This window comes from Yoonia sp. (genome assembly GCF_014859355.1).
GTDB lineage: Bacteria > Pseudomonadota > Alphaproteobacteria > Rhodobacterales > Rhodobacteraceae > Yoonia.
Genome location: NZ_JACUUJ010000022.1, coordinates 33984 through 47938 on the forward strand (window position 1 = coordinate 33984; position 13955 = coordinate 47938).

Below are 13955 nucleotides of genomic sequence, written 5' to 3' on the forward strand. Positions count from 1 at the left end.
CGGCGGGGGAGTTTTTTTACCAAGATGAAGAGGGGAGCCCGACCATTTGCCGGATGCTTTGGGGGCTATGTCCCGCTGTGCGGTATGTGGCGATTGCGCGGGCGTCGTCGCGTTTGGCAAGGCGTTTGCCGGTGTCGTCGCGGATCAGCTTATGGTGGTGATAGCGCGGCGTTGGCAGATCCAAAAGCTGCTGTAGCAAGGCATGGATTGGCGTTGCCGCAGCCAGATCGGCGCCGCGCACCACATCGGTGATGCCTTGTGCGGCATCGTCGATCACGACCGAAAGGTGGTAAGACGTGCCCATGTCACGGCGAGCAAGGACGACATCGCCGATCGCATTTATGAATGTGTCAGGCAGGACGATTTGGGTGGATGTGTCGTGATATGTGACCTGTCTGGCGGCGCGGGTCATATCAAGCCGAAGCACCGCACCGGTGGGGCGCGGCCCGCTGCGGTTGCGGTGGCGGCAGGTGCCGGGGTAGATGATACCGTCCGTGCCTATTGGCGCGCCTTCCTGCGGGGCGCTGGCTGCGGCGGCGATATCGCGGCGTTTGCATGTGCACGGATAAAGCAGGCCCGCATTCCAAAGCTGGTCCAGCGCTGCCGCGTAGGTGGGCAGGCGGTCTGACTGCCGCATCACCGGTTCGGGCCAGTCGATCCCCAGCCAGTGCAGATCGTCGTAGATTTGCATTTCCCAGCCCGGGCGGGCGCGGGTTTGGTCGATGTCTTCGATCCGCAGCAGAAACGTGCCGCCCGCCGCCTGCGCCATGTCATAGGCCAACAGCGCCGAATAGGCGTGCCCCAGATGCAGTGGCCCGGTAGGCGACGGCGCAAAGCGCGTGATCATTCTGCGGCAAGTGCCTGTGGCGCGAGCCATGCCTGCCAGTCGGCCTTGGACCGGTCAGTATAGGCCTTGTAACGGTCCTTGCGGCCGCGCCGCCCGCCCTTGACCCCGTCAAGCGGCGGGAACAGGCCAAAGTTCACGTTCATGGGCTGAAAGGTTTTTGCATCCGCCCCGCCGGTGATGTGGGTGACAAGTGCGCCCATTGCGGTGGTGTTGGGCACCGATGGCAGGTCTTGCCCCGTCAGTTCGGCCACGGCCATGCGGCCTGCCAGCAGCCCCATGGCGGCGGATTCAACGTAACCTTCGACACCGGTGATTTGCCCGGCAAAGCGGATATGGGGGCGCGTGCGCAGGCGCATCTGGTTATCCAGCAGGGTGGGCGAATTGATGAACGTGTTGCGGTGGATACCGCCCAGGCGGGCGAATTCGGCATTTTCCAAACCGGGAATCATTTTGAAAACAGCCTTTTGGCTGCCGTATTTCATCTTGGTCTGGAAACCCACGATGTTGAACAGCGTCCCCAATGCGTTATCGCGGCGCAGTTGCACCACGGCATAGGGTTTGTTGGCCGGATCATGGGCGTTGGTCAGGCCCACAGGTTTCATCGGACCAAAGCGCAGGGTTTCGCGGCCGCGTTCGGCCATGACCTCGATCGGCAGGCAGCCGTCGAAATAGCCTGCGGTTTCGCCTTCGTGAAATTCGGTTTTTTCCGCTGCCAAAAGCGCGTCGATGAAGGCCTCGTATTGGGCTTTGGTCATCGGGCAGTTCAGATAGGCGGTTTGTTCTGCCACCGTGTCACCCTTGTCATAGCGCGACTGCATCCATGCCACATCCATGTTGACACTGTCGGCATAGACGATGGGCGCAATCGCGTCGAAAAAGGCCAGCGCGTCGCTGCCGGTCTCGGTTGCGATCGCCTGTGCCAAAGCGCCGGATGTCAGCGGGCCTGTCGCGATGATCCAGTGACCGTCAGCGGGCAGAGTGGTGATTTCATTGTAGGACACGGTGATGTTGGGGTGCGCGGTCAGGGCGGCGGTGATGCTTTCGGCAAAGGGGTCGCGGTCCACGGCTAATGCGCCGCCAGCGGGCAGGCGGTGTTGATAGGCCGTCCGCATCACCAGCCCGTTGGCCTGCATCATTTCCCAATGCAGCAAGCCCACGGCGTTTTGTTCATGATCGTCAGACCGGAACGAATTGGAACAGACCATTTCGCCCAAGTGGCCGGTGCGGTGGGCAAAGGTGCCGACCTTGGGGCGCATTTCGTGGATGATGACGCGCAGACCTGCATTGGCCGCCTGCCATGCCGCCTCTGATCCGGCCATGCCGCCGCCGATGATGTTGAGTGTTTTATCCATGGTGCGGATGTAGGCCGGGTTGGCCTAAATGAAAAGGCCCCGCTGATACGGCGGGGCCATTTGATGCGGATTGATTGGGTAAATGGTACTTAGCCTGCGAAACTAGCTTTGATGATTTCAAACAGACCACGTGGCCCAAAGGTGGTGCCACCTTGCGGACCGAAAGACACTGTCGCGCCAAGTGAAAAGTAGTCTTCGTCATCTGACAGCCCGCCAGTTTCAACCTTCAGGTTGCCCGCCTTGGCATAGAGCGCCGCGCCGTTGGAAAGGGCAAATTCGCCGCCGAATTCGAGTGTGCTGAACGTGATATCGGCCAAAGTCTCGTCAAACGTCACGCTGTCGTAGCCGGCATTGACAGAAAAACCACCGGAAATACGTGCCCCGCCAGATAGGCCGAAATATCGAAGGTCGGTGCCATCTGGTGCATCACTTGCGCCCAGATAAGCCTCGCCGTTGAACAGGCCAGCGGCGTAGGCGATTTCGATCCCGTAATTATCGATGTCCTCGGCGCCGTCACTTTCGCGCCCGACATAAACGCCAAGCTTGGTTTCAGGGCTCAACGCATAAATGCCGTGAACGACGATATTTGTGAGATCGTCGGAAACACCTTCAAAGCTTCGCGTCGAAACATCGGCGGCAACAGAAAAGCCGTTCCCGATTTCAAATTCCGCGGACCCGAAAAATTTCGTGGTGTTGGTGTCGCTGAAATTGGAAAATTCGTGATAGTCTATACCAACGGTTGCACCGCTAAAGCCCTGCGCCATCGCGCCAGTCGCGGCCAACAGCAGGGCGCTGGTAGTCAAAATAATCTTCATGATTTCTTTACCTTATTTAATGATGAACAATTCATTATCATTGTCGCGCACCACGTAAACCGGTTTTTATCCAGCACTTTCATCCGGGCACGGCGATGATCAATCCATTGCCGCGGCCCGGTGGTTGTGTCATTCGTCCTGCGCGTCAGGTTCCCCTTGGTCGGCGATCCAGGCCACGCTGACCACGGTTTCATCCTTGCCGGTGTCAAATACCTTGACCCCGCCCGCGCCGCGCGACCGGAATGATATACCCTCGACGGGCACGCGGATGGATTGGCCGGTAGAGGTGACCAGCATGATCTGATCCGACAGATCGACAGGGAAGGATGTGACAAGCGGGCCGCCGCGCATCGCGCGATCCATCGCCGCGACACCCATGCCGCCGCGTCCGCGCAGAGGGTAGTCGTGGCTGGACGACAATTTGCCCGACCCTTTGGCGGTGATCGTCAGGATCAGGTTTTCCGCCGCCGACATTTCGGCATAGCGTTCCTGGCTGATGGCACCGGGTGCAACGCCGTCATCGTCTTCGTTTTCGGCATCATCGCTCAGCCCTGCCATCGCGCGGCGCATTTTCAGATAGGCGGCGCGTTCGGCTGGATCGGCCTCGAAATGGCGGATGATCGACATTGATACGACCCTGTCATCGCCTTGCAACCGAATGCCGCGCACGCCGACGGATGACCGCGAGTTGAACACCCGCACATCCGTGGCCGGAAAACGGATGGCGCGCCCTGAATCCGTGACCAGCATCACGTCATCATCATTGGATGCGATGCGCGCGTTGATCAGCGTCGTATCGGCGTGTTCGTCGTCGAACTTCATCGCGATCTTGCCGTTACGCATGACATTTGTGAAGTCTGACAGTTTGTTACGGCGCACAGTTCCGGCAGAGGTTGCAAAAACGACTTGCAGGTCGTCCCATTCTTCCTCGGGGCGGTCCACGGGCATAATGGCAGCAACACTGACCCCGGTCGGGATCGGCAGGATGTTGACAATCGCCTTGCCCTTGGCGGTGCGGCTGCCCAGCGGCAGGCGCCATGTTTTCAGCTTGTAGACCATGCCGTCGGTCGTGAAGAACAGCAGTTGGGTATGCGTGTTGGCCACGAACAGGGTGGTGACCACGTCCTCTTCCTTGGTCGCCATGGATGACAGGCCCTTGCCACCGCGCCGCTGCGCGCGAAAATCTGCCAGTGCGGTGCGTTTGATATAGCCGCCCGAAGTGACGGTCACGACCATGTCTTCGCGTTCGATCAGGTCTTCGTCGTCCATATCGGCGGCCCAGTCGGTAATCTCGGTCCGGCGGGGAACGGCGAACAGGTCGCGCACCTCTGTCAGTTCATCGCGGATGATTTGCAGGATGCGTTCGCGCGAGCCCAGAATTTCAAGATATTCGCGGATGTTGCGGGCCAGTTCCTGCAATTCGTCCGTCACTTCCTTGACACCGATCTGGGTCAGGCGTTGCAGGCGCAGTTCCAGAATGGCGCGGGCCTGCGTTTCGGACAGGTTATAGGTGCCGTCATCATTGGCGGTATGGGTCGGGTCGTCGATCAGCGCGATATATTCAAGGATGCTTGCCGCAGGCCAGCGCCGGGTCATCAGCTTTTCACGGGCATTGGCTGCATCGGAGGAGCCGCGGATCGTGGCCACGATTTCATCAATATTGGTGACGGCCACGGCCAGACCACACAGGATATGCGCCCGTTCGCGGGCCTTGCGCAGCAAAAACGCGGTGCGCCGCGCGACCACATCTTCGCGGAAATCCACGAAAGCGGTCAGGAACCGGCGCAATGTCAACTGCTCGGGCCTGCCGCCGTTCAACGCTAGCATGTTGCAACCGAAATACGTTTGCATCGGGGTAAAGCGGAACAACTGGTTCAGCACCACCTCTGCGGTGGCGTCGCGTTTCAGTTCGACTACCACGCGCACGCCGTTGCGGTCGGATTCGTCCTGCACATGGGCAATGCCTTCGATCCGTTTTTCGCGGGCGGCTTCTGCGATGCGGTCGATCATCGACGCCTTGTTCACCTGATAGGGAATTTCGTCGATGATGATGGCAAACCGATCCTTGCGCAATTCCTCGACATGGGTGCGCGCCCGCACGATGACGGACCCGCGCCCTTCCAGATAGGCCTTGCGCGCACCAGCCCGGCCAAGGATGATCCCGCCGGTGGGGAAATCGGGGGCCGGGATATGCGCGATCAGTTCTTCGCTGGACATGTCGGGGTTGTCGATCAGCGCAAGCGTGCCGTTGATCACTTCGCCCAGATTATGCGGTGGGATATTGGTGGCCATCCCCACCGCGATGCCGCCCGCGCCATTGACCAGCATATTGGGAAAACGCGCCGGTAAAACCGTCGGTTCGCGGTCGCGACCATCATAGTTATCCTGAAAATCGACTGTGTCCTTGTCGATATCAGCCAGCATATAGGCGGCCGGCTTGTCCATCCGCACCTCGGTATAGCGCATCGCAGCAGCGCGGTCGCCATCCATGGACCCGAAATTGCCCTGACCGTCCAGCAGCGGCAGCGACATGGAAAAATCCTGCGCCATGCGCACCAGCGCGTCATAAATCGCACTGTCCCCGTGGGGGTGGTATTTGCCCATCACGTCACCCACCGACCGCGCCGATTTGCGGTAGGGTTTGTCGTGGGTATTGCCCGCCTCGTGCATCCCGTAAAGGATGCGCCGGTGCACGGGTTTCAGCCCGTCGCGCAGATCAGGGATCGCGCGGCTGACGATCACACTCATCGCGTAGTCAAGGTAACTGGTCTTCAGTTCATGTTCGATCGTGACACTGGGGCCGTCATAAACATAGCGCTGGGGCACGTTTTCTTTTTCGTTTTCAGGGCTTTCGGGTGTGTCGTTCACGTTTGCCGCCTGTCTGCTGTAAAACTGCTATATTTCGTTATCGCGATCTTATCAGACACCCGATATAGGGTGCAATGCCTGATCCCGCGCCACCTTGGCAGCCATCGCATCATATTGATAACAATTTGTTTTTGTTGACAAAAATTATCTCTTAGTCATCATTTTTCTGTAAGACCAAGAAACGATGAGGTGCGCAATGCCAAACGAAACCGAATTGATGATGAAAGGTTACGGCCTGACCACGGCGGAAATGTTCTATCACATGCCCGATCATCCACATGTGCTGAACACTTTTGTCTGGCAAGATTACGACCTTGCCCCGGATCATGACAAACTGCTGCAATTCATTGGGTTCTGGCAGGAAACGCTGGATGGTCCGCTGCATTCGGTCCGTTTTGTGCATCGCAAACTGATCAGCCCGGGTGAATGGCGGCATGTGACGGGCGAATTTCACTATCACTGACCCGGCGATATTGCGCCAGATCAAGACACACCCGGCGCACCCCGTTTAAGGAACCAATCATGCGGTTACTGGGTCTGATTACCATCTACGGCGTGCTGCTGGTGTTGCCACTGGTCTTGTCGGCTGTTTTCGGCGGTCCGCCACGCGGGATCTGGGCCGAAATTGGTTCAGGCCTCGGGATGGTGGCATTTGCCGTTATTCTGGTCGAATTCGTGCTGTCGGGCCGGTTCAAGACCGTGTCGAACCAGATCGGCATGGATGTGACCATGCGCGTGCATCAAGCGATGGGGCGCGCGGCGCTTGGCTTGGCGTTGGTGCACCCTTTCTTTTATGGGGGCAGCCCGTCCGGGGGGGCGCGCCCCTGGGATGCAACGCGGCAGCTGACACTTTCGACCGACATGATGGGGGTCGGGGCCGGGGTCGCGGCTTATGTGCTGTTGCCGAGTTTTGTGATTTTCGCGATTTATCGCAAACAGACGCCGCAGACCTATGAACGCTGGCGGTTGTTACACGGGCTGGGGGCGGCGCTGATCGCGGGGCTGTTGCTGGTTCACACGATGATCGCAGGGCGCTATGCCGCGCAGATGCCCGTGGCGTGGTATTGGTATGCGATGACGGCGGGGGCGGTTGCGACACTGGTGCATGTGTATCTTTTGGCCCCCCTGAAGGCGCGCAAGCGGGCGTGGCGGGTGCAAAGCGTGACCCCCGCTGCGGCCCGTCAATGGGCGCTGACACTGGCCCCCGACGGACATGATGGATTGGATTACAAGGCAGGCCAATTCGCATGGCTGAACGTTGGCAACAGCGTATTTTCCCTGCATGAAAATCCGTTTTCCATTGCCTCTGCGCCCTCTGCCGGGCCAGAGATTTCCTTTGTCATCAAGGAATTTGGCGATTTTACACGCACCGTTGGCCAGATTGCACCGGGCACGCGCGCCTATGTTGATGCCCCCTATGGCACACTGGCCATCGCGGGGCGCAGCGAACCGGGGGTTGCCCTGATTGCCGGTGGTGTAGGGATTGCCCCGCTTTTGGGGATCTTTCTGGAAATGCGGCTGACCCATGACCCCCGACCGGTGCGCCTGATCTATGGTGCTGCCACCGCCGGTGATCTTGTGGCTGGCTATGAACTGTCTGGCGATGACGTGACACTGGTCCTGTCGGACCCGCCGGATGATTGGCCCGGGGAAACGGGCATGATTGACGCAGCCCTGCTGAAACGGGTGTTTTCACAAGATCAATGTGACAGTTGGGTCTTTTTGCTATGCGGGCCGCCCCAAATGATGGATAGCGTCGAACATGACCTGATTGCCCGGGGCGTGCCTGCGCGGCGCATCCTTTCGGAAAGGTTTGATTATGATTGATCCGTTCCGCCGCACGCCCCTGAGCCAGCGCATCAACTGGTCTGTCCGGTTGCTTGTGATTTTGCTGGTGCTTGGCGTATTTGTTTTTGCGCTGCGTTAGGTAGGGCGGATCATGATCCGCGAGGCGAAAAATCGGAAGGGTTTTCGGCCAATCCGGCCCTGACCAGCCACTCTGCAATGGCTGGGGCCTTTTCCGCAACCCTCATCCAAATGGCCGCTGCTGCGCCAAGCTGAACCACCCCAAGGGCGGCTTTGCCCAGCAGGGTAATTTGAAAGATCAGATGTTCGATCCGGCGTGCGCGACTGGGTCTCATGGTGCGCAACGCTCTAGTTCTGATCAGCGTTGCGCGCAACTTCTGCTTTAGCCCGCCCGCTTGATCATACCGAACAAATCGCGCGGGTCATCAGGGTCAGCAATCAGATCCAGATCAACGTAATATGGCGTATCCCTGATCTTTTCGTGCACATAGCGCAGCGCGCTGAAATCCTCGATCGCGAAACCGACGCCGTCGAACAATGTCACCTCCGACGCCGACTGCCGCCCCTGTGCCGTACCGGCGATCACCTGCCACAGTTCGGTGACAGGATGATCGGGCGGCATCTGCTGGATTTCGCCCTCGATCCGCGTTTGCGGCGGATATTCGACAAAAATAGTGGCCCGCGCCACGATATCGCGGTGCAGTTCGGTCTTGCCGGGGCAATCGCCGCCGATGGCGTTGATATGCACACCGGCGCCGACCATGTTGTCGGTCAGGATCGTTTGCATGTCCTTGTCAGCGGTGGCCACGGTGATCACGTCAGCGCCTTCGATAGCCTGTTCGGGGCTATCACAGGCGGTGATATCAAACCCCAGATCCGCAAGGTTGCGCAGACATTTTTCGGTGGCGGCATTGTCGATGTCATACAGCCGGATCGTGTCAATCCCGCAGACCGCCTTGATCGCAAGGCACTGAAATTCCGACTGCGCGCCGTTGCCGATCATCGCCATGGTGCGCGCATCCTTCCGGGCCAGATGTTTTGTCGCCACTGCCGACATCGCGCCGGTGCGTAGCGCAGTCAGCACCGTCATTTCTGAAAACAGCAGCGGATAGCCGGTATAGACATCCGACAAGACGCCAAAGGCGGTGACGGTTTGCAAGCCTTCGCGCATGTTCTTGGGGTGGCCGTTGACGTATTTGAAACCGTAAAATTCATTATCCGCCGTCGGCATCAGTTCAATCACACCCACATCGGAATGTGCGCCGACACGCGGGGTCTTGTCGAACAATTCCCAGCGGATGAAATCAGCCTCGATCGCGCGGGCCAGATCGGCAAGGAATGTCTCGATCCCGATGTGATGAACCAGCCGCATCATGTTATCGACGCTGACAAAAGGCACCAAGGCCTTGTCCGAGGCTTTCAAGCTCATTTCAAGCTCCTTGTCGGGCGGTCAAACACGCGGCGGCCCAAAAGCGATGCGGTCAGGTCAACCATCAGGTTGGCGGTTTTGCCGCGGTTATCCAGAAACGGGTTCAGTTCCACCAGATCAAGCGATGTAACCAGCCCGCTGTCGGACAGGATTTCCATCACCAGATGGCCTTCGCGCACCGTCGCCCCGCCGGGCACGGTGGTGCCGACCGCAGGCGCGATGGACGGATCAAGGAAATCCACATCCAGCGACACATGCAGCATGCCATTCACGGCGGCGACCTTTGCCAGAAAGGCCTGCAATGGCGCGCTGATACCCTCTTCGTCGATCATGCGCATATCGACGAGCGTGGTGTCGCCTTCGGCAAGGGCGGCATGTTCTGCCGTATCGACAGACCGCAGCCCGATCATGCAAATGTTGGCGGGGTCGACGCGGGCGGGCAGGGGCGGAAAGGCATCAAATCCGGCGCGCCCCGTGACATAGCCCACAGGGGTGCCGTGCAAATTGCCGCTGTCGGTGGTGTCGGGTGTGTGAATATCGCTATGCGCATCCAGCCAAAGCGCAAAAAACGGCCGGTTCTGCGCCTGCGCATGGGCCGCCATACCGGCCACGCTGCCCAACGCCAGCGCATGATCCCCGCCCATGAAAATCGGCAGGCCCTTTGGCGCGGCGGTCTGTGCTGCGGCCATCAATGCCTGCGTCCATCCCACGTTTTCCGCCAGCGCATGCACCTGCGGATTTTTCGCAGGGGCAACGGTGACGGGCGCGGGGGCCAGGTTGCCGATATCTTCAACGGTGTGACCAAGGGCGGTGATCGCCTCGGCCAGACCAGCGGTGCGGTAAGCGTCAGGCCCCATCAGACAACCGCGGCGGCGTTTGCCACAGTCGACGGGGGCGCCAATCAGAATGCAATGTTTTTGTGTCATGCCAGCAGTCTTGCGCAAATTGCGGTGTGGGTTAAGCCTGCAAATTGTGCAATATGGGGGCAAATCATTCAAATCGGGCAATATAAATGGACAAACTGGATAATCGGCTGATCGGGGCCTTGCGGCGCAACGGGCGTGCGTCGCTGTCTGATCTGGCGGTTGAACTGGGCGTGACCCGCAGCACGCTGCGCGCACGGATGGATCGGCTGGTTACGGGCGGGGAAATCGTGAGGTTTACCGTGCAAACCCGGTCTGACGTGCGCGCGCACGCGGTGCGCGGATTGATGATGCTGGAAATCGCAGGGCGGGGCGCAGACAAGGTGCTGCGCGCGCTTTTGACAATGCCGCAGGTGCAGGCGGTGCATTCCACCAACGGCACATGGGATCTGATCGTGGAAATCGGGACCGAGACGCTGGAAGAATTTGATCAGGTGCTGACCGCGATCCGCCGGCTTGAGGGGGTCAGCCGGTCAGAGACGAATCTTTTACTGTCCACACGGCGCTGACCAGCCACAGCGCCATCAACCCAAAGGAAAGAATCGCATTCCAGCTGGCCATCGACAGGGTCAGAAATTCCCATGACACCTGATCGCACATCACCACACGCGGCCCCGTAATTGCCAGCAAATCGCTGCCAGACAACCCGCTCAGCCCGCCATTGCCGGTGCAACTGGTCGGTCCTTGCCACCAGCCGCGTTCGACCCCTGTATGATACACGCCCAGGCCACCTGTCGTTGCCGCCGCCACTGCGCCAAAAACCGGCCAGACCAGCCACGGAAACCGCAGCGCAACAGCACCAATGATGATCGCTGCAACATGGGGCCAGCGTTGCCACAGGCACATGGCGCAAGGCGGATAGCCCAGCGCCTGAAACAGAAAGGCCCCTGCCAACAGCGCCACAGACCCACCCGCAGCCAACAGGATCATCAGATTGCGTGTCATAGCACCCCCAGAATTGCAAAGCCGCCTATCAACAGAACACAAAATAGCACAAAGACCAATGTCAGCCGATGTTCGATGAAATCACGGATCGGCGCGCCGAATTTCCACAACAAGACAGCAACAATAAAAAACCGCAAGGCGCGCGCAACAATGGACGATACAATAAAGATCGGAAACGAAAGTTGCGTCACCCCGGATGCGATGGTGATGACCTTGAACGGAAAAGGCGTGACCCCGGCAACCAACACTGCCCATGCCCCATAAGCATTATACCAATCGGCAAATTCGGCAAAACCCGCATCCTTGCCATAGAACGCCAGCACCGGCCGCCCGACGTTTTCGAACAGCCCATAGCCGATATAGTAACCCAAAACAGCGCCCAGAACCGATGCAACAGTCGCAACGCCGGCAATGACAAAAGCCCGGCTGGGACGGGCGATAATCATGGGGATCATCAAGACATCGGGCGGGATCGGGAAAAACGACGATTCAGCAAACGACACAAACGCCAGCGCCCAAAGCGCATAGGGCGATCGGGCAAGCGACAGGGTCCAGTCATAAAGGCGGCGCAGCATAGGGGTTCTTTGCATTAGGGACATGTGCTTAGGCCATGGCGGGTGGCTGTCGTCAAGGATATGCGAGAACTTGTCGCAAAGATGATTGACGCCGCCTGCGCACCAGATTAGGGGATACGCCGTGGCCGATGTGGCGGAATGGTAGACGCAGGGGATTCAAAATCCCCCGATGGTAACATCGTGAGAGTTCGAGTCTCTCCATCGGCACCAATAAATATATAAACATGCGCGGATTGACCGTTTGGATTGAACAGCAGGGGCAATCGTTGCGTAGGCCGGCCCTGAATCGGTTGGGCCGTTAAAGATGATTGTGCGCCGATATGTGCTCAAGACCACGAAAAAATTTGATGAATATAACTTACCTTTCCAAAAGTGCAGGTATGCGAATACTTTTTTCGCGATATAAATTTGTCAATTGACGTCGTGAAAACATTGCGTATCTAGCGTCAAAACGATGTCCAAAGAGTGTTGTCCCGCGTGATTTGCGAAGCATATTTTGGCGGCCACGGGATACGGTAGTTGGCATGATTTGATGGCCTTTAAGGGTCTTGCTTGTTTTGAAGCAGAAATTTGTTCTTTGTTGATCCGCTTCGCGTTGTGGGATCAGTTTTTTTAGTGTGTGCAGGCTTTATTGGAAGAAAGATTTGAAAAAGCTGATCTTGTGTCGGATGACCCCGATAACGTTCAAACGCCGCTGCGCCATGACGCGATGCCTTTGATGACCTTGGCGCGCCGTTTCAAAGATGTGGAATCGCGCGATCATCAGATTGATGGTAAGAAATTAGCGTTTAGCATTCTTGAAAAAAGCATCCCCTGTTTCACACCTGGCGCAAGGGTCGCCACCCCGCAAGGCACGCGTTTGGTGCAGGATCTCAAGCAGGGTGACCTTGTCCAGACTCGAGACAATGGCATTCAGGCAGTTGTCTGGTCAGGAACAAAAACGGTCAGTGCCGCCAGTCTGACTGCGAAACCTGATTTGCGCCCGGTACGGATCAGGGCGGGGGCGCTGGGGCACGGCATGCCTGCTTGCGATATGTGGGTATCGCCCAACCATCGTCTGCTGGTCGTGTCCGAAATGGCCGAGCTTTACTTTGCGCAAAGCGAGGTATTGGTTCCGGCGAAACATATGACGCAGCGCGATGGCATCGACATCGTCGATGTGCCAGAGATGACCTATGTTCATATCATGTTTGAAAAACACGAGGTGGTTTTGGCCGATGGCGCCTGGTCCGAAAGCTTTCAACCGGGTGACGAAACGCTCAAAAGCGTGGATGCCGCGCAGCGTCATGAGATATTGACGATTTTCCCCGAATGGGGGACCGATGCGGGTTTGGATGGATATCGTGCGGCCCGCCGGATATTGCAGCGGGATGAATACGCGCTGTTGATCTAGCCGTTCGTGCCCCGCCACTTTGCCCAGTCTTCGGGCGTATCCAGGTCTTGCCTTGCGTGGTTGGCTGGCAGCGCCACCAGATGGGTTTTGTGGGCATTCGCGCGCACGATGGACGCGCCGCCTGTATCGCCTTTCAACTTGGCAAATTCGGGGCGAAGACTGCCAGCGAAAATAATCGGATGGCCAGGTTTGCCGTCCGTGGTGGCACCTCTCCAGATCAGATGCGCGGAATCATCCCGCCACGCGGCAAGCACGGTCAGCAGATCGATGGTCGTGATGGCCACGAGATCGGCCAGCACCAGCATGAAAGCGGGTGCCGCAGGCAAGACGGCCACCGCATCGCGCAGGGTGCCGGACATACCTTCGGCGGCGGCAGGAATAGGCAAGACGGTCACGCCCAACCCGTCAAGCGCAGCAGTGCGGGGGTGATCTGCGGCAGGCAATGCGACAAAAACAGGTTGCCCCGTCGCCAGCGCCCGTTTCGCTTGCACGCGCAACAGCGGCACACCGCCCACGGGTTCCAGCAGTTTGTCAGTGCCACGCATCCGGGTGGACCCGCCCGCGGCAAGGATAAGAATCGGGATCATGCGCGTCTCCGATATGGTGCGTTGCATTCCTAACATCTTACGAAAGTTTTGTATCGTGAGCTGGAGTATGCGTTAAAGGCTGCATGCCTTCGAGGGGGGGCTGCTTTCGACAACTATGTCGATAACAAGCACATCGCCACCGATGCAATCATGCACCCCCGGTTATGGGTGCGGCCGCTGGCGGCGGCTGACATGATCAAAGATGGTTTTACGCCGATTGCCCGTGATGGTGCGCACCTGATCGAAGTGCAACTGGCCTTGCAAAAACCGCTTTCGCATCTTGCCCGCCATTCCGACGGCGCATTGCCGCGGTCCGCGCCGAAACTGGCGCAGGAAAGTTTTGAAAACGCCATTCAGGCGATTAAATTCGATCATGATCGGAACCGATTGCGTGCGTCGGTCCCGATGGCTGTCG

The 13955-nt window shown here is 58.4% G+C and carries 14 protein-coding genes, 1 tRNA gene and 1 pseudogene; 6 read left to right on the forward strand and 10 right to left on the reverse strand.

Annotated elements, in window-relative coordinates:
* Positions 1 to 16: 16 nt before the first annotated feature.
* The 4 genes from gluQRS to gyrA all read right to left on the reverse strand — a co-directional run bounded on the left by gluQRS (position 17) and on the right by gyrA (position 5882).
* Positions 17 to 847: a tRNA glutamyl-Q(34) synthetase GluQRS gene (gene gluQRS, locus IBX59_RS09530; RefSeq protein ID WP_296374865.1), complete on the reverse strand. Its 831-nt coding sequence runs from the start codon at positions 845 to 847 to the stop codon at positions 17 to 19.
* A complete protein-coding gene (trmFO, locus tag IBX59_RS09535; protein ID WP_296374867.1) occupies positions 844 to 2199 on the reverse strand; it encodes a methylenetetrahydrofolate--tRNA-(uracil(54)-C(5))-methyltransferase (FADH(2)-oxidizing) TrmFO in 1356 nt (451 codons plus the stop codon). Before trmFO ends, gluQRS begins: the two co-directional genes overlap by 4 nt.
* Before the next feature lie 89 nt (positions 2200 to 2288).
* Positions 2289 to 3014 carry a hypothetical protein gene (locus IBX59_RS09540; protein WP_296374869.1) on the reverse strand — a complete coding sequence of 242 codons (726 nt, stop codon included), beginning with the start codon at positions 3012 to 3014 and terminating at the stop codon, positions 2289 to 2291.
* Positions 3015 to 3143: 129 nt separating this feature from the next.
* A complete protein-coding gene (gyrA, locus tag IBX59_RS09545) occupies positions 3144 to 5882 on the reverse strand; it encodes a DNA gyrase subunit A (RefSeq protein WP_296374871.1) in 2739 nt (912 codons plus the stop codon).
* 196 nt (positions 5883 to 6078) lie between these two features.
* Between gyrA and IBX59_RS09550 the strand changes: the two genes are divergently transcribed.
* Both IBX59_RS09550 and IBX59_RS09555 read left to right on the forward strand, forming a co-directional pair.
* Positions 6079 to 6345: an usg protein gene (locus IBX59_RS09550; protein ID WP_296374873.1), complete on the forward strand. Its 267-nt coding sequence runs from the start codon at positions 6079 to 6081 to the stop codon at positions 6343 to 6345.
* Between the two features lie 59 nt (positions 6346 to 6404).
* Positions 6405 to 7709, forward strand: a complete 1305-nt coding sequence (locus tag IBX59_RS09555; RefSeq protein ID WP_296374875.1) for a ferredoxin reductase family protein — start codon at positions 6405 to 6407, stop codon at positions 7707 to 7709.
* Between the two features lie 110 nt (positions 7710 to 7819).
* Here the strand turns inward: IBX59_RS09555 and IBX59_RS09560 are convergent, their stop codons facing one another.
* Genes IBX59_RS09560 through rocF form a run of 3 tightly spaced genes read right to left on the reverse strand, consistent with a single transcriptional unit; the run spans position 7820 to position 10043 of the window.
* A complete protein-coding gene (locus IBX59_RS09560; RefSeq protein WP_296374877.1) occupies positions 7820 to 8023 on the reverse strand; it encodes a hypothetical protein in 204 nt (67 codons plus the stop codon).
* Positions 8024 to 8070: 47 nt separating this feature from the next.
* Entirely contained in the window at positions 8071 to 9117 is a 1047-nt protein-coding gene (locus tag IBX59_RS09565) for an ornithine cyclodeaminase (protein ID WP_296374879.1), read from the reverse strand.
* The gene (gene rocF / locus IBX59_RS09570; protein ID WP_296374881.1) at positions 9114 to 10043 is read right to left on the reverse strand and encodes an arginase; all 930 of its coding nucleotides are present in this window, start codon (positions 10041 to 10043) and stop codon (positions 9114 to 9116) included. Before rocF ends, IBX59_RS09565 begins: the two co-directional genes overlap by 4 nt.
* Before the next feature lie 86 nt (positions 10044 to 10129).
* Here rocF and IBX59_RS09575 point away from each other — a divergent pair, with 86 nt between their 5' ends.
* The gene (locus tag IBX59_RS09575; RefSeq protein WP_296374883.1) at positions 10130 to 10549 is read left to right on the forward strand and encodes an Lrp/AsnC family transcriptional regulator; all 420 of its coding nucleotides are present in this window, start codon (positions 10130 to 10132) and stop codon (positions 10547 to 10549) included.
* Here the strand turns inward: IBX59_RS09575 and IBX59_RS09580 are convergent.
* Both IBX59_RS09580 and IBX59_RS09585 read right to left on the reverse strand, forming a co-directional pair.
* Entirely contained in the window at positions 10506 to 10985 is a 480-nt protein-coding gene (locus IBX59_RS09580; protein WP_296374885.1) for a disulfide bond formation protein B, read from the reverse strand. The two genes, IBX59_RS09575 and IBX59_RS09580, sit on opposite strands and share 44 nt — an antisense overlap.
* On the reverse strand, positions 10982 to 11560 hold the full coding sequence (locus IBX59_RS09585) for a YqaA family protein (RefSeq protein WP_296374887.1): 579 nt from the start codon (positions 11558 to 11560) through the stop codon (positions 10982 to 10984). Before IBX59_RS09585 ends, IBX59_RS09580 begins: the two co-directional genes overlap by 4 nt.
* A gap of 124 nt (positions 11561 to 11684) precedes the next feature.
* On the opposite strand from IBX59_RS09585, the gene IBX59_RS09590 reads away from it, so the two are divergent.
* Positions 11685 to 11770 (forward strand) — tRNA-Leu (locus tag IBX59_RS09590).
* A gap of 421 nt (positions 11771 to 12191) precedes the next feature.
* Complete coding sequence (locus IBX59_RS09595; RefSeq protein ID WP_296374889.1) at positions 12192 to 12953, forward strand: Hint domain-containing protein; 762 nt, start codon at positions 12192 to 12194, stop codon at positions 12951 to 12953.
* Here the strand turns inward: IBX59_RS09595 and IBX59_RS09600 are convergent.
* Entirely contained in the window at positions 12950 to 13540 is a 591-nt protein-coding gene (locus IBX59_RS09600) for a nucleotidyltransferase family protein (RefSeq protein ID WP_296374891.1), read from the reverse strand. The two genes, IBX59_RS09595 and IBX59_RS09600, sit on opposite strands and share 4 nt — an antisense overlap.
* A gap of 192 nt (positions 13541 to 13732) precedes the next feature.
* Here IBX59_RS09600 and IBX59_RS09605 point away from each other — a divergent pair.
* Positions 13733 to 13955: pseudogene (locus IBX59_RS09605) on the forward strand (DUF2254 domain-containing protein); the annotation flags it as partial.